Source organism: Oceanobacillus sp. FSL W7-1293 (genome assembly GCF_037969815.1).
GTDB classification, from domain to species: Bacteria; Bacillota; Bacilli; order Bacillales; family Amphibacillaceae; genus Oceanobacillus; species Oceanobacillus oncorhynchi.
The window spans coordinates 2319207-2334424 of sequence record NZ_CP150212.1; the positions used below are offsets into that span (position 1 = coordinate 2319207).

At 39.1% G+C, this 15218-nt stretch carries 15 protein-coding genes; 12 read left to right on the top strand and 3 right to left on the bottom strand.

Annotation, left to right across the window (positions count from 1 at the left end; genetic code table 11):
- Positions 1-254: 254 nt before the first annotated feature.
- On the top strand, positions 255-797 hold the full coding sequence (locus MKY65_RS11375; protein WP_339184889.1) for a PadR family transcriptional regulator: 543 nt from the start codon (positions 255-257) through the stop codon (positions 795-797).
- Between the two features lie 291 nt (positions 798-1088).
- Positions 1089-2297 carry an MFS transporter gene (locus MKY65_RS11380; RefSeq protein WP_339184891.1) on the top strand — a complete coding sequence of 403 codons (1209 nt, stop codon included), beginning with the start codon at positions 1089-1091 and terminating at the stop codon, positions 2295-2297.
- Positions 2298-2396: 99 nt separating this feature from the next.
- Here the strand turns inward: MKY65_RS11380 and MKY65_RS11385 are convergent, their stop codons facing one another.
- Positions 2397-3407, bottom strand: a complete 1011-nt coding sequence (locus tag MKY65_RS11385; protein ID WP_339184893.1) for an aldo/keto reductase — start codon at positions 3405-3407, stop codon at positions 2397-2399.
- 94 nt (positions 3408-3501) lie between these two features.
- On the opposite strand from MKY65_RS11385, the gene MKY65_RS11390 reads away from it, so the two are divergent.
- The 5 genes from MKY65_RS11390 (at position 3502) to MKY65_RS11410 (ending at position 8525) form a co-directional block, all read left to right on the top strand.
- Positions 3502-3912: a MerR family transcriptional regulator gene (locus MKY65_RS11390; protein WP_339184895.1), complete on the top strand. Its 411-nt coding sequence runs from the start codon at positions 3502-3504 to the stop codon at positions 3910-3912.
- A gap of 220 nt (positions 3913-4132) precedes the next feature.
- Complete coding sequence (locus MKY65_RS11395; protein ID WP_339184897.1) at positions 4133-4765, top strand: TetR/AcrR family transcriptional regulator; 633 nt, start codon at positions 4133-4135, stop codon at positions 4763-4765.
- A gap of 10 nt (positions 4766-4775) precedes the next feature.
- Entirely contained in the window at positions 4776-7091 is a 2316-nt protein-coding gene (locus MKY65_RS11400; RefSeq protein WP_339184898.1) for an FtsX-like permease family protein, read from the top strand.
- A 3-nt stretch (positions 7092-7094) separates the two neighbouring features.
- Complete coding sequence (locus MKY65_RS11405) at positions 7095-7856, top strand: ABC transporter ATP-binding protein (protein ID WP_339185221.1); 762 nt, start codon at positions 7095-7097, stop codon at positions 7854-7856.
- Between the two features lie 30 nt (positions 7857-7886).
- Positions 7887-8525: a methyltransferase domain-containing protein gene (locus tag MKY65_RS11410; RefSeq protein ID WP_339184900.1), complete on the top strand. Its 639-nt coding sequence runs from the start codon at positions 7887-7889 to the stop codon at positions 8523-8525.
- A gap of 176 nt (positions 8526-8701) precedes the next feature.
- Here the strand turns inward: MKY65_RS11410 and MKY65_RS11415 are convergent, their stop codons facing one another.
- Positions 8702-10138, bottom strand: a complete 1437-nt coding sequence (locus MKY65_RS11415) for a DUF6179 domain-containing protein (RefSeq protein ID WP_339184902.1) — start codon at positions 10136-10138, stop codon at positions 8702-8704.
- Positions 10139-10141: 3 nt separating this feature from the next.
- Positions 10142-10609: a DUF6323 family protein gene (locus tag MKY65_RS11420; protein ID WP_339184904.1), complete on the bottom strand. Its 468-nt coding sequence runs from the start codon at positions 10607-10609 to the stop codon at positions 10142-10144.
- 418 nt (positions 10610-11027) lie between these two features.
- Here MKY65_RS11420 and MKY65_RS11425 point away from each other — a divergent pair, with 418 nt between their 5' ends.
- From MKY65_RS11425 to MKY65_RS11445, 5 genes are read left to right on the top strand one after another with little or no spacing between them, the layout of a single operon-like run.
- Positions 11028-11762: an ATP-binding cassette domain-containing protein gene (locus MKY65_RS11425; RefSeq protein ID WP_339184906.1), complete on the top strand. Its 735-nt coding sequence runs from the start codon at positions 11028-11030 to the stop codon at positions 11760-11762.
- Positions 11762-12535 (top strand): ABC transporter permease, encoded by a 774-nt coding sequence (locus tag MKY65_RS11430; protein WP_339184909.1) that lies wholly within the window; start codon positions 11762-11764, stop codon positions 12533-12535. Before MKY65_RS11425 ends, MKY65_RS11430 begins: the two co-directional genes overlap by 1 nt.
- 31 nt (positions 12536-12566) lie before the next feature.
- A complete protein-coding gene (locus MKY65_RS11435) occupies positions 12567-13355 on the top strand; it encodes an ABC transporter permease (protein ID WP_339184911.1) in 789 nt (262 codons plus the stop codon).
- A gap of 38 nt (positions 13356-13393) precedes the next feature.
- The gene (locus MKY65_RS11440) at positions 13394-14119 is read left to right on the top strand and encodes a response regulator transcription factor (RefSeq protein ID WP_339184913.1); all 726 of its coding nucleotides are present in this window, start codon (positions 13394-13396) and stop codon (positions 14117-14119) included.
- Positions 14116-15165 carry an ATP-binding protein gene (locus MKY65_RS11445; RefSeq protein ID WP_339184914.1) on the top strand — a complete coding sequence of 350 codons (1050 nt, stop codon included), beginning with the start codon at positions 14116-14118 and terminating at the stop codon, positions 15163-15165. Before MKY65_RS11440 ends, MKY65_RS11445 begins: the two co-directional genes overlap by 4 nt.
- Positions 15166-15218 lie beyond the last annotated feature (53 nt).

Here is a 15218-nt window from a genome sequence, read left to right on the forward strand (position 1 = left end):
ATCTGTTAATTAGTTCACATTAGCAGGTATAGGTTCTTTTCATTTTTTGAAAATAGCTGGTGAAGACGTTGCATTTAAGTATAAATGGTGTTGATGGATATTTTCAGCTTTAAAATAGGCGGATAGGAAGCAGAAAAGAGAGTAATCTTACATGCTAGAGAAAGATTCGATTTTATCCATTTGTATCGTAAGCATTTGACTTTCTCATATATTCATCATATAATACTCAACGTTAAGTAAAGGGTGTGACATTAATGACAAGATTGCTTGTGCTCTGCATGTTAGACGCAAAACCGATGGCCGGCTATGATATTCAACAGGCACTGCGGATGACAGATGCAGAAAGATGGGGCGGTGTATTAATTGGCTCGATTTATCATGCGCTTAAAAAATTGGAAAAGGATGGGTATATTGCGATTGATAAGGTGGAACAAACTGGTCACCGGCAAAAATTTACCTATCGAATCACCGTAGAAGGAAAAGAACACCTTAAAGATTTGATTCGTGAGGCGTTAACCAGCTCATCTGTTCAATATCCATCTTCTTTATATGCAGGTATTTCTTTTTTTGATAAGCTGCCTGCAGAGGAAGCACGTCAAGCTTTGAAAGAGCAGCAAGTTCTTTTGGAGAAGGAATATCAAAGTGTGCAGGAAGGCTGGAAGGAAAAAGAGGCAGCATTGGACGGTAATATTCCTCCCATGGTGCAGATGGTTTTTGATAATATGTTTGCTATTATTAGCCAGCAACAGGATTTTGTACGGAAAGCATTGGCTTATTTAGAACAAAGCAATAACTAATTCTCTCTCTGTTACAGGAGGGAGAAAAAAATACCTATATAGTCAACGTTGACTATACAAAGTTGATTGAGAAGATATCCATTATTTAAGAATGGGTTGCGGCAGTAACATAACAACAGCAATGTCTTACTGCAGTTATCGGTGGAGGCGGAGTGTTAACGTGGCGGTAAAAACGGATTCTTCTTTTTCCTCTTGAGGAAGAAACGCAGAAGGGAGGAAATTTATCTATTGCAAAAGGGGACATGCAGTTGATGAAAACAACAAAGCTATCCACAGAAAGTAGGAATGAAAATGAATCAAAAACGAAATTTAAAAAAAGCTCAAAAGAGCGCCTTGTTTGTCGTCACGCTGGCCATTTTCACCGATATGCTGCTATATGGAATGATTGTTCCTATACTGCCGGATTATGCTGATTCTTTAAGCATATCGCAAACTGCGATCGGTATTTTATTCGGCAGTTACGCAGCAGCTCTATTAATCGCTACTCCCGTTTTTGGAGTGATATCCGACAAAGTTGGACGACGTGGTCCGATGCTTTGGGGGATTTTAGGGCTTACGCTTGCAACCCTGTTATTTGCATTTGCAAACACGTTTTGGCTCTTGCTTATTTGCCGCATTTTACAAGGAATTGCAGCAGCAGCCACCTGGACAGCAGGGCTTGCACTTTTAGCCGATTTCTACCCATCCAAAGAACGGGGAAAAGTCATGGGAATCGCATTATCTGGTCAAGCAATGGGGATCCTTCTAGGTCCGACATTTGGAGGCTGGCTCTATCAGCTTGGCGGATATATGCTTCCGTTCTTTGTAGCTGCAGGGATTGCCCTTATTGATGGTTTGCTGCGTATATTTCTATTGAAGGAAGAACCTCATCGAAAGGAAGAAGACGCAGCAGAAGCATGGCATTTATTGAAAAGCCGAACCTTGCTTTTGGTTGTTGGAGCAGTTGTTATCGGAGCTGCCATTCCAAGCGTGCTGGAGCCGACATTTCCAATGCATCTGCAAAATGTATTTGATGCATCTCCAGGAATCATTGGCTTATTATTTGGGGTTCCCTCCCTTGCTTATGCGTTTGCCACACCAATTGTCGGAAGTGTTTCAACAAAGATTGGCCATCCTAAAACAATTACGATTGGATTAGCAATTACTGCAGTATCACTGGCACTTGTTGTTATGCCGACAACAATGTGGCTGCAAGTGGCGGCATTAGCGTTGATTGGCATTAGTATGGGAACAGTTCTTGCACCGACGCTTCCTGAACTTGCTGATATTGCCGAGCAAAGCCAAACTCAAGCATATGGGGTTACCTTTGCTATTTACAATACGGCTTATTCTGTAGGAATGATGCTAGGACCGATAAGCAGTGGTGCAGCCTCCGATATTTTCGGATTACAATCAAGCTATTTAGCAATTGCTGTTATGGTGTTGGTGTATATGCTGTTTTTTGCAATAATGACACAGTTAAAAAGGAATAATAGAAAAGTTAAAGAAGGTTCTCATTAAAAATTAGAAGACTTGATAAAAACGAAACTTCATTCAGCGGGAATTTTTGCTTTTTCCCATTGAATGAAGTTCGTTTATCCCCTCATAACAGTATATTTATTATTCTTTATCTTTCCAGTTATTTCCGAAAGATGCTTGCTCTGATTCTACATGTCCTCTGTGCCCATAGATAGTAACCGCTTCAAGAGCATTTTCAATGGATTCAAATTCTTCTTCTGTTAAACGCACATTCCACGCTCCAAGGTTTTCCATTATTCTATCTTGATTTTTGGATCCTGGAATCGGCACTACGTTCGGATATTTATGAAGCATCCAGGCGAGCGATATTTGTGCATTAGCAGCATTCTTCTGTTTTGAGAATTTTTCAAGAACATCCAGTATTGGCTGATTTGCTACAATATTCTCCTGGGATAATTGAGGAACAAATTTTCTCACATCATCTCCTTCGAACTTTGTCTGTGTCGTTACTTTTCCGGAAAGAAATCCGCTCGCAATCGGTGAAAATGGAACCACAGTAATATTATTTTCTATGCAGTAAGGGAAAATATCCTCCTCGCAATCGCGCTCCATCATGGAATATAGATTTTGTACAGCTGAGACAGGGGTGATTTGATGAGCCTTTTCGATTGTATCGACAGAAACTTGTGATAATCCCCAAGCTTTAATTAGTCCTTCTTCGATTAATCTTCCCATAACTTCAGCAATGTCTTCTATTGGAATTAACTCATTGATTCTATGCAGATAGTAAAGATCCACATAGTCTGTTTTTAAGTTTTTCAGGGAAGCATCCAGGTGACGGCGGATTGGATCATATAAATCCGCTGCTTTTTCAGCTTCTCTTGCACTTAGATGAAATTTTGTTGCTAGAATAACCTTGTCCCTAAAAGGTTCTACAGCTTTACCTAATAATTGTTCATTATGCCCTGGGTAAAACATTTCCTTTCCATAGACTTCTGCTGTGTCAAAAAATGTACAGCCAACGTCATAAGCTTCTCGGATTGCTTCAATTGCATAGTCCTCATCAGGGACACTGCCATAACCATGGGAAAAGCCCATGCATCCCATCCCAATAGGGGATACCTCTAGCTTTCCAATTTTTCTTGTCTTCATATCGATATTTCCTCCCTCTATTATTTAAAGTATAATTACTATATCAGGTTAGAGTAACACGAAGTCAATGCTTATTTGTAAAGGAGAAATGATAATGTACAGTGTAAAAGAAGCTGCCAGCATTTTGGAAATGAGTGAGCATACCATTCGTTATTACACGGATTGTGGTTTAGTTCCATCATTAACTCGAGATAAAAATAAACAGAGATTGTTTAATCAAGAATCAATGAATTGGCTCAAAGGCATAAAAATCTTAAAGGAATGCGGCATGACCATTAAAGAAATAAAGAGCTATGTATCACTGAGTCTTCAAGGAGATTCGACTATAGAGAAGCGTTATCAAATATTTTTGAACTTAAAAGAAATAGCGTATTCTCAACTGGAAGAAGCAAAAGACAGAGTAAACTTTCTTGAAAATAAAGTAAAACATTACGAGGATATCGTAAGTGAGAGAATATCTGATGATACGAATCCAAAAAAGTGGAGCGGGTCAGAAGAGGCGTAATTACAAATGAAATGTTAGATAAAAAAGGTTAGGTAAGCTGACTCCTTGAACCTTCTCTTAATTTCATTCAGTGGAAACAAAATTCCTAATGAATGAAATTTCGTTCTATACACAAAAATCAGACCAGAGACCAATAGCGTATTCGAGGTATTTTTCTTATAATCTAATTACACCACAATACCGACAGACTGCCGGTCTAAAAAAGAAAGGAGGAAGATTAATGAAAAGAGCCAAAAACGCAGAAGAAAGAAAAAATGAAATTTTGGATGTAGCTGAAGCTTTGTTTAATGAGCAGGGCTATGACAGAACAAGCACGAAGGACATTTTGAAAAGCATCGGGATTGCCAGAGGAACGCTGTATCATCATTTTGAAAGCAAAGAAGCAATTATGGATGGAATAATTGATCGTTATAACAAAAAAGTGATTGAAGCGGCTCAATCCATTGTGGGGAGAAAAGAAGTGCCGGTTATTGAACGGTTGCTTATGGCGATTACTTCTTTAAATGTAAGCGGAACAATCTCTAAAGAATTGATGACGCAGATTCATAAACCGCAAAACGCTTTGATGCATCAGAAAATCCAGAAGGTATTGATTACAGAAATCACACCGATTTTTACAAGTATTATTCAAGATGGATTAGAAGAAAATCTGTTTCATACAGACTACCCTTATGAAAGTGTGGAGATGCTGCTTGTCTATGCTTCTACAGTTTTTGATGATGGAAGCATTGAATTATCGAAGGAAGAGCAATTGCAAAGAATGACAGCTTTTGCTTTTAACGCAGAAAGACTGCTCGGAACAAAACAAGGAGCAATCAGTGAGAAGCTGCTGAAAATCTTGGCAAAAGAATAGAGGAGAGGGTATGTATTTTCGGATTATACGTAATGATCTTTTTAGAAACAAGCTGATTAGTATCACGACGATGTTATTTATCTCTGCGGCAACAGCACTTGTCTGCTTAGCAGCTATTTTAAGCCTGAACCTTATCGGCTCGATTGAGACACTCACGAAACAGGCGCAAGTGCCAAACTTCCTGCAAATGCATAACGGGAATATCGATAAGGAGCGCTTAAATAACTTTGCAGAAGAACAAGAAAATGTAAAAAAATATCAGGTGTTGGATTTTTTAAATATTACCAATTCCAGTATTCAAGTAGGTGGAAATAACCTGATTGATAATGTTCAGGACAATGGTTTTACTACTCAAAGTTCTTCCTTTGATTTTCTGCTTGATTTGGAGGGAAGGCCAATCCAGCCGGCAGAGGGGGAGCTATACGTTCCCATCGGCTATATGAAAGATGGAACAGCTCAAATCGGGGATGAAGCAATGATTGCCGGAAAAGCATTTAAAGTTGCCGGGTTCCTCAGAGATGCGCAAATGAATTCGCCCTTAGCTTCCTCCAAGCGTTTTTTAGTGCACGAAAACGATTATCAAGACCTGGAAGCAGAAGGCACGCTGGAATATTTAATCGAATTTCAGCTGCATGATTCGTCTAAAACCAATGAATTTGAAACAGCATATGCCGATGCAGGGTTAGAAGCCAATGGCCCGACACTGACCAGTACTTTGTTTAAAGTAATCAACGGTCTATCTGATGGAATCATGATTGCAATCATCCTGCTGGTTAGTTTTCTAATCGTACTCATTGCATTTATGTGTATTCGTTTCACGCTATTAACCCAGATAGAAGAGGATTATCGGGAGATTGGCACGATGAAAGCAATCGGTCTGCGCCTGGCTGATATTAAAAAAATTTATCTTGCTAAATATGCATTCCTTGCTTTAGCAGGGAGCTTGCTCGGGCTGTTAGTATCTTTTATTTTCAGTAACCCTTTATTAGAGAATATCCGGCTGTATATGGGGGAAAGCCAATATGATAGCTGGAGTATTTTTCTTGCCATACTTGGAAGTATTTTTGTTTTCCTGCTGGTGATTGGTTACATTTATTTCTTGTTGAGACGTTTTAGAAAAATCTCTGCTGCATCAGCAATCCGTACGGGCAGTCCGGAGGAAAACACTGCTCGTAAAAATTACTTCTTACTCAGTCAAAATAAGCTATTGCCTGCCAATGTTTTTTTAGGGATAAAGGATGTACTATCCCGTAAGAAGCTTTATGCCACAATGTTGATTGTTCTTCTGCTTTCTTGTTTTATCATGATTGTTCCCTGGAACACATACCATACCGTATCTTCGCCATCTTTCACAAAATATCTTGGCTTTGGAGAAATGGACCTGATGGTCAGTATCTATCCATCTGAGGAAACGGAGGAGAATAAACAACAGATTGTAAATTATTTAAATAATGATGCTTCTATTCACCAGTATGTTGAGATTACCTCCAAATCCTTTCGAGCTGTAAAAGAGGATGGCTCAGAAGAAAAAATAATCGTTGAACTTGGCGATCATGCTGCGTTTCCAATCGAATACAATGCAGGAAAAGCACCAGAAGCACCGAATGAAATTGCATTATCCTCTTTGAATGCAGAGGAGTTTGGAAAACAAGCTGGTGATACGATTGAAATCATTACCGGTGAAGGTCCGGAAAGCTTTGTCGTCTCCGGGATATACTCCAATATTTTAAATGGAGGTAAAACGGCAAAAGCTGCTTTTTCAGATGAAACCGCTCCAGCGATGTGGTTAAACTATTATATCCAGCTTAATCATGCTAATCATGCAGCTGTTTCTGCTAAAGAAATGTCACAGGTTTTGCCATTTGCCAGTATAACAGATGCGCATCACCATAAGCAGCAAGTATTTGGTTCTACGATGGATTCGATGAAAACAGCAGCGAATGTTGCCTTAATCGTGGCTTTGTTCATTACAGGGCTAGTAAGCTTGTTATTTATGAAATTAGTGGTTACTAAGGATCGTTTGGCAATTGCCGCATTAAAAGCAATTGGTTTTACGAATCAGGATTTGACCAAACAATATGCAACTCGCGGAATTTTCATTTTGATAATTGGCGTAGCAGGAGGCAGTATCTTAGCGAATACCTTTGGGGAAGCAATCGCAGGGATGGCTATTTCTTCCTTTGGTGTAGATTCGCTTACCTTTATCAGTCATCCGTTTATCTATTTGGGGTTTCCATCCCTTATGCTTATTGTTACTTTATTGGCAACAAAGTTGGGAACCAATCAAGCTGGTAAAATATCAATTGCAGAAAATATAAAGGAGTAAATGATGAAAAAAATATTGGATGGCCAACAAATTCATAAATATTTTGATATAGAAAAAGAAAAAATCAGGGTCTTACGAGATGTATCCATCACCATATATGAAGGAGAATTTATCACTATTATGGGACCGTCGGGCTCAGGAAAGTCAACACTTCTCTATGCTCTAAGCGGGATGGACACCGTTGATAGCGGCGAAATAATATTCAATAATCAACGTCTGCCAGCATGTGAAGAATCAGAGCTTGCTGATATCCGTCGCCAGCAAATGGGATTTGTCTTCCAGCAGCCGACTTTTTTGAAGAATTTAACAATTATTGATAATATCATACTTCCAGCGGTGCGGGGTAACAGGAAAAAAGCAAAAGCATTGGCAAAGAAAGCACAGCAGCTTTTAGAAAACACCGGAATTGGCGATTTGGCATATCGCATGACGAACCAGGTTTCTGGAGGGCAGCTGCAAAGGGCAGGAATTTGCCGGGCTTTGATCAATGAACCGAAAATCATTTTTGGAGATGAACCAACAGGGGCTTTAAATTCAAAGACTGCGGAGGGAATGATGGATCACTTCCTTCAGGTTAATCAAGAAGGAACAACGATTATGCTGGTGACACATGATGCGAAAGTTGCTGCTAAAAGTGAACGGGTCTTATTTATGAAAGACGGGCAAATTGTTGATGAATTGCGATTAGGGAAGCTGTCGTATCAGCGGGGAATGGAGAACCGGATAGAAAAAGTAACAAGGAAGATGTTACGGATAGAAATGTAGCCTACATCAAAAGGAGGGCTTTGGGCAAAAATGCTTAAAATGATTATTTTCGCAATGGTTCCTTTGAGCATTAGCATCTTCTATGCCTGGAGGTTTGCTTCGCGAAAACGTGAAATTCCTTGTCCATTCTGGCTTCGCTGGCTGGTGGAACTGGATAATCCCTTTACCAAAACGAATAAAGCGAATGAAATTATTGAGCAATCCGGCATTCAGCCGGGAATGCATGTGATTGATTTAGGATGCGGACCTGGGAGGGTGACGATTCCAGCGGCAGAACGTGTTGGCTCCAACGGAAAAATAACTGCGGTAGATATTCAGGATGAAATGTTACAAAGGGTAGAAAAAAAGGCGCAGAGAAGAAATTTAAAGAATATTGAATTGGTGCAGGGAAAAATTGGTTTGGGTCAACTGCGGCAATCACCGTGTGATCATGCCTTGCTTGTCAATGTCTTTGGGGAAATACCAGATCGGCAAGCAGCCTTGGAAGAAATTTTTAATATTTTAGAGCCAGGTGGTATCCTGACGGTAGCGGAGACCGTATTTGATCCACATTTTCAGAGGAGAGAAGAGGTTTTAAAGCTCGCTGATAAAGCAGGATTTTATGAAGCAGGTTTTAATGGGAATTGGGCGGCGTATTCGCTGTTATTAAGGAAACCCGTTTCTCGTTAGAAACAATAACGGACTATCAAAACATAAATAATCTTCATGGCTATTTTCAAAAGTATGATTTTTCAAGGAGGAGCGTCCGTAAATCTTCTGTTTTAAAACTAAATTTATATAGTAGGGAGATTTATGGACGCCGCCCCTGTGAATTACTGAGGCTAACTCATTTCCATAATTCCTGTCTAATCAAATGATATATCCTCATAATCGATTTTATAGATAAGGTTTCCAATAACTCTAATTCGCGTTTCCTCCAATTGCTGCAAGAACGCAATATAGTACATTTTCCATTCATTCTCTGTTTCAACGCTGTCAGTAACCATATTGGAGAATTCATAAGTACCTTCCCGTAACTCCTCGTAAAAAACAATTTTGGCTAAAATAGCTAGCTCGATATCTCCAAAAGTTTTAAAAAGCGCTTCATAATCACCATTAAACAGACATTCTGCCTGGAGAAGATCCAGATAATCATGCAGTGAAACAAAATTATTCCGGATAAGTTGTACTTTTTCTTCAGTATTGTCAATTTCTAAGATACGATCTACCAGGCTGCGTAAGTCCATATCACTCATCCGATCATTCTCATTTAACTTGAATTCCATTGTTTTTTCGGTTTCTTTTATTTCTCTGATGATAAGTTTTTCGAAGCTGCCGATTTTTGCAGCGTGATTCACCCTTTGCATCAATTCATCCCGGTACAAATTGATGTAATCTGTAAGTGCTTGTTCCGTGTGTAGGGATTTTTGCAATTGATTGACTGCTTCATGAATCAGCTTCGTCCTTTGTTCAGCAGGGGAGTTTATTAATTTTCGATTTAACTGTTCAAATTGAACTTTCGAAAGTCGAACATTATCAGGCTTTCCTCCAGATAGCAGTGAAAAAACAGCATTGTTTATCATTAGCTCAAATATATTGAATAATTCAATTTGATATTGAAATCGGCTTATTTTCCCGTAATTTATCAAGACATACATGACATCCTGGTGACTAAAAAAGCGGCAGAATTCTGTCTCCATTCGCAAGCGTTCTACATATTGCTTTATATAGAAAACGCCTTGGATCCGCATATCGTCTATGGCTAAAGGATAATCAATGCTCGCCATGGTATTTTGAGCTTCAAAAATAATATCATAGTGCTGCATAAATAGAGGTAATGATTCATCGATCGTCATATTATAGGCATCGACGGGCACATCTAATTTTATCTTTTTCACTTCTTGATATATTTTTTTCGTCTTTTCAAAATAGTGACGGAGTAATTCAACTCCCTGAGAATGTATATCTTTTATACTTTTTACATTAAAATGGGCAAGTGCCTCTTCAGGCTGCTTACACTGAAAAGCATAGGTATCAATAGCATAAAGCAGAGAGGCCATGATTCCTTCTGCTGTTTCTGTTGTCACTGATGTACTTTCGCCTTGAGTATGCTGCAGAATCAATTGCTGTAGAACCTGCATCATCTCTGCTTGTATCTGGTAAGCTTTTTGACTGGAGATGATACCTGAACGCTGACCTTCTTGCAGCAGGGACAAGGTGTATTGATTTCGTATTAACCGCGATCGGTCAATCCTTCTATTAGAAATCTGCCGGAAACGAGCTGATTTGTTACCTGATTCCATGCGTTAATCATCCCCTTTGAATAAAGAATTGGGAAGTGCTATATTTCTTCTGAAATCCTCTGCAAATTCTTCCGTTTTGCTTCTTAACAATTCGATAGACCCTGCGCAAGGTCCGTTATAAGAGTCACTCATCAGTTGAATAAGCTTGGCATCGCTAATTTTATCTTCTGTTTCATTTCTTAGGTAATAGAAAATTTCTTGAATTTCATTCAGTGTATCAACATAATACGCTTGCTCCATATAAGGGGAGGCGGAAAATACCTCGATGAACTCCTTTAGTACGCCGATACTCAGTTCAACTCTCGCGTGATTACGCAGTACGTTATTTCTGGAAGCAATCAGCGTCTTTGCATCATCCGGTGTCAGAACCAGGCCTCGCTCTTTCGTTTTCTCATTTAAATGAACCAGTTCCATCACCGTATTAGAATTCTGCGATAATTGGATGGCGTTCAACATATCGGATAAATTCATAACGTATCACCTTTCCTGTAAGGATATTTAGAACGCAAAAAAGGGTCCCCTGGTCAAGGGAACCCTATTATATATTTAAAAATAATAAAAGTAAATTATAGCATAAATAAACTTTTTTGTCAAATATTTAGATTGGATAATGAACCCTAATAGCAGTGTGGTTTTTGAGGACAAGTTTTTTGAGTTATTGTTTTCTGAGCCACCCTCCTTGATAGCAAAAAAATAATCAAAGGTTTATTATTTTCTATTTCACTCCCTGCCCAGGAGATGTATTCATTCTGAGTTGGGTTTCTTTTGCTGGAGTTTTAACAATGTAATCTATTTGTTATCTCTTGTTTATTAATTCAAATGCGGCAGTTTATTTTTGGCATCTACACTTGGGAATATATCGATAAAACAACAGAAAGGAAATAATAAAATGGCTGCTGAAACATTATTAGAAACACATAAACTGACGAAATCATTTCAAGGGAAAACAATCATTGATAACTTAAATCTTAATATAAAAAAAGGGGATGTATATGGATTTCTGGGCAGAAACGGGCAAGGAAAAACAACTACGATCCGAATGTTGACCGGCTTGATTTTTCCTGATTCGGGGGAGGTTGTCATTAGCGGTTTGAATCTAAGGGAAGATTTTAAACAGGCAATTTCACAAATTGGAGCGATTGTAGAGAATCCTGTCTTTTATGATTATCTTTCCGGGTATGAGAACCTGTCACTGATGGTTAATTTAATCCCTGGTATTGGTAAAGAGAAAATAAATGAAGTGTTAGAACTCGTCGGGCTGACACGGAGAGCGAAGGATAAAGTTGCTGCTTATTCACTAGGGATGAAGCAGCGTTTGGGGATTGCAAATGCGCTTTTAAATGATCCGCAATTAATTATTCTCGATGAACCGACAAATGGACTGGACCCACAAGGGATGATAGAAATCAAAGAAATGATTCTGCAGCTTTCTTCGGAAAAAGAGATTACTTTCTTTATTTCGAGCCATTTACTGCACGAAGTTGGCCAAATTTGTAACCGTGTTGGGATTCTTAATGACGGAAAACTTCTTGCGGAAGGCGATGTCAGTGAGCTGATTAATGATAGCGAAGCTCACTCCTTGGAAGAAGTCTTCTTTAACATAACCACCGGGGGTCAACATTAATGGGCTTATTAAAAAATGAGTTATATAAACTTTTTAAAATGAAAAAAATCTATGTGTTTGCAGCAGTTATGCTGGGAATCACCTTTTTGAATTTATATGATTATCAGCCAGGCGGTTCGGAAATGACGATTTGGGATTTTTATTATGGTCAATCTGTTCCGCTTTCGATGATTCCAATTTTTTCTCAATTTATGATTATTTTTATTCCAATCGTGATAGCGGATAGTATCAGTAATGATTACCGGAATGGAACATTAAAATTATCCCTGCAGCGCCCGATTACGCGATGGCAGCTGTTATCGGCAAAGCTAATGGTTTTGTTTGCATTCATTATTGTTTCAACGATTCTCTTTTTGATTTTATCCTATACATTAGGAGTTTATTTTATCGGCTGGGGAGAGGTGACGGAGTACATGGGAGTCAGCTATCTGCCAATGCAAGGAATTGGTGTAACCGTAGGGGTATATGCTTTATTTATGCTGCCGACGATGGCGTATGGGATATTTGCAGGCTTTATCGCCGTTTTATCTAAAAATATGAGTACAGCGATTATTATATCGCTGGTTCTGATTACGGTTGGATTAAATTTAAATGATGTGTCAACAGTTGCTCCGTATTCCTTAGCGTATCATTTAATGTACTTCCCTGAGGAGTTGATGCAGACACAGGATTGGTCTGGAATACTGCAAAATATTGGAGTTGTCCTCATATACGGAGTTTTATTTACAGGATTATCCTTCTGGGTATTTAAAAAGAAAGAAATCTTATATTAATTGATTTAATGGGAAGCATGGAGGGAATTGAATGACAGGTTTAATCAAAAATGAAATCTACAAATTCTTTAAACAAAAAAAGCTCTATTTGTTTATGGGGGTTATGATTGCCGTTCAGCTGGTAAATATATTACAGTATCAAGCGGACAGGGGAGAGCAAGCTTCTTATCTATTGAACGGACAGTCGTATCCGTTGGAGGCGCTAGCCGAATCCTCCCTTTTTATCATCATGTTTCTGGCTGTTTTTATTGCGGAATCGATAGCGGAAGAATATAAGCGCGGCACCTTTAAATTGGTATTATTACGCCCTGTTACTCGTATCCAATTTTTAACTGCAAAGTCAGCCGGCGTATTGGTCTGTATCTGTTTTATGGTTGTTTTTACCACCCTCACTGCTTACGGTACAGGCTTCTTTTTCTTAGGCTGGGGCGAGCAGCTGGTGGTTCAAGGAGAACCGCTTTTTTCAGAGAGGGCGTCTATCTATGGTGGAGAGGGGGTCGTACTTACTTACACAGCTGCGTTTGCTTATATTCTGCCTGTATTTGGTTTTGCTATGCTGCTCATGTTTATTGCGTTATTATCACTGAATGTTGGAATAACCATCGGTACAGCATTGGCTTTATTTATGTTTGCCCCTTTATTAAATGGAGAGATTACAGCTTATTCCATTGTCCATATCATGAACGCATTTCCTGCTTTATTTATCAACCAGGAAGCATCCCGCGAAATTCTTTTTGATACAGGCGTCATCTTTGTTTATATCGCCATTTTTTACATAGGCAGTCTTATTTTTATCAAAAAGAAGGATGTATTGTTATAATTATTAATATTTAAGACGGGATTAGGAGGGGCTGCGTCATGCGGGATAAAAAGGTTCTGGTCGTTGATGATGAGCTGGAGATTGCGGAATTAATCAAAGATTATTTGGAAGAGGAACAATATGATGTTGAGATTAGTACGGATGGAGAGGAGTGCATTGCAGTCTTTCGGGAATACCAGCCACATTTGATTGTACTGGATATTATGCTTCCTGGGTTAGACGGAATGGAAGTATGCCGGACGATAAGGGCGGAATCAGCTGTCCCTATCATTATGCTGAGTGCAAAAAAATCAGAGATAGATAAAGTTTTAGGTTTGGGGTTAGGGGCGGATGATTATGTTGTGAAACCGTTCAGCCCAAGAGAAGTAGTTGCTCGTGTAAAGGCGCAGTTAAGAAGATATGATCAACTTTTAACGCTTGAAAAAGAGGGAAGCGCATCAACAGAATATAACACAGAAGTCTTATCCTTTGGTAATATAGAGATTAATATAAATGCTTATACAGTCAAAGTTAATGCAAAACAAGTAGAGCTGACAACAAAGGAATTTGAGGTGCTGCGTTTTTTAGCTAAGAGCGCTAACCATGTTTTGACCCGCCAGCAAATCTATGACCACGTGTGGGGAATCAATGAGTTTGGTGATTTAAACACTGTAACCATCCATATTAAAAAAATCCGTCAAAAGATAGAAGAGGGTACTGCCACCCCTAAATGGATCCAGACTGTCTGGGGCGTAGGCTATAAATTTGTGGGTGATAAAAAATGAGGCTGGGTGTAAGAGGGAAATTGATTTTGTCCTTTTCATCGATGCTGGTGCTGCCGATAGTGGTTGCGCTGCTTTCTGGAGTCAATACAAACAATCGTATTTCCTTTAGCACGCTTCTTCCGGTTTTGCTGGCTCTGCTTATCCCATTTATTATCGGGGCCATGATTACTGGATGGGTCATTTCCCGGAATGTTTTAAAGCCTCTAGGAGAATTAGGAAAGGCAACAAGAAATATCAGGGAAGGAAATCTTGATTTTGCTGTTTCCTATCGGGAAAATGATGAGATAGGTGATTTATCCCGTGCTTTTGATGAAATGAAAGATCAGTTAAAAGAATTACGGGAAAAAGAGGCTGCTCACGAAACTGCCCGGAAAGAGTTGATTGCCAGTATTTCACATGATTTACGCACGCCGATGTCATCGATTAAAGGCTATGTAGGAGGTTTACAGGATGGAGTTATACATGATGAGGAGCGATTTCAACGTTATATTTCGGTAATTAAAAATAAAACGGAAAATCTGGATCACTTAATTGAAGCGCTATTCCAATATTCGCAATTAGATATAAAGACTGCAGAAGAAAGCTTTTCTGTTTGGAATTCCCAAGAGCTGCTGGAAACGCTCATCCATCCAATAAAGCTGGAGTTTATGGATGCGCCGATGCAATTAGAAGTGATAAAGCCTTTTCCGGAGGTGGAGCTGTTTGTTAATGCAAACGAGCTCGCCCAGGTTTTCGATAATTTAGTAAGCAATGCGAAAAGATATGTTGATGAAGAAGGGGTTATTGCGATTAGAGTGAATGTGGATAAACAAAAACTAAAAGTATCTGTAACAGACAATGGAGCAGGTATTGCACAAGAAGATCTGCCATTTGTATTTGATCAGTTTTATCGTACAGAAAAATCCCGATCAAGGCATTTTGGCGGTGCGGGGCTCGGACTAGCTATCTGTAAGAAAATAATTGATAAACATGGCGGTAAGATTTGGGCAGAGAGTGAATGGGGTAAGGGTACATCCTTTTATTTTACAATTCCAGTTTCGTTTTAGATGGATATATACGTGAACTGTATTGCTATGCGTGGAAAGGTGATGTTTGTAGT

Excerpts from the sequence above, each read along its gene's own strand:
- MKY65_RS11445 (WP_339184914.1), top strand. The coding sequence starts at position 14,116 with ATGAGGCTGGGTGTAAGAGGGAAATTGATTTTGTCCTTTTCATCGATG.
- MKY65_RS11420 (WP_339184904.1), bottom strand. The coding sequence starts at position 10,609 with ATGAATTTATCCGATATGTTGAACGCCATCCAATTATCGCAGAATTCT.
- MKY65_RS11385 (WP_339184893.1), bottom strand. The coding sequence starts at position 3,407 with ATGAAGACAAGAAAAATTGGAAAGCTAGAGGTATCCCCTATTGGGATG.
- MKY65_RS11410 (WP_339184900.1), top strand. The coding sequence starts at position 7,887 with ATGCTTAAAATGATTATTTTCGCAATGGTTCCTTTGAGCATTAGCATC.
- MKY65_RS11400 (WP_339184898.1), top strand. The coding sequence starts at position 4,776 with ATGTATTTTCGGATTATACGTAATGATCTTTTTAGAAACAAGCTGATT.
- MKY65_RS11405 (WP_339185221.1), top strand. The coding sequence starts at position 7,095 with ATGAAAAAAATATTGGATGGCCAACAAATTCATAAATATTTTGATATA.
- MKY65_RS11380 (WP_339184891.1), top strand. The coding sequence starts at position 1,089 with ATGAATCAAAAACGAAATTTAAAAAAAGCTCAAAAGAGCGCCTTGTTT.
- MKY65_RS11430 (WP_339184909.1), top strand. The coding sequence starts at position 11,762 with ATGGGCTTATTAAAAAATGAGTTATATAAACTTTTTAAAATGAAAAAA.
- MKY65_RS11440 (WP_339184913.1), top strand. The coding sequence starts at position 13,394 with ATGCGGGATAAAAAGGTTCTGGTCGTTGATGATGAGCTGGAGATTGCG.
- MKY65_RS11415 (WP_339184902.1), bottom strand. The coding sequence starts at position 10,138 with ATGGAATCAGGTAACAAATCAGCTCGTTTCCGGCAGATTTCTAATAGA.
- MKY65_RS11390 (WP_339184895.1), top strand. The coding sequence starts at position 3,502 with ATGTACAGTGTAAAAGAAGCTGCCAGCATTTTGGAAATGAGTGAGCAT.
- MKY65_RS11435 (WP_339184911.1), top strand. The coding sequence starts at position 12,567 with ATGACAGGTTTAATCAAAAATGAAATCTACAAATTCTTTAAACAAAAA.
- MKY65_RS11425 (WP_339184906.1), top strand. The coding sequence starts at position 11,028 with ATGGCTGCTGAAACATTATTAGAAACACATAAACTGACGAAATCATTT.
- MKY65_RS11395 (WP_339184897.1), top strand. The coding sequence starts at position 4,133 with ATGAAAAGAGCCAAAAACGCAGAAGAAAGAAAAAATGAAATTTTGGAT.
- MKY65_RS11375 (WP_339184889.1), top strand. The coding sequence starts at position 255 with ATGACAAGATTGCTTGTGCTCTGCATGTTAGACGCAAAACCGATGGCC.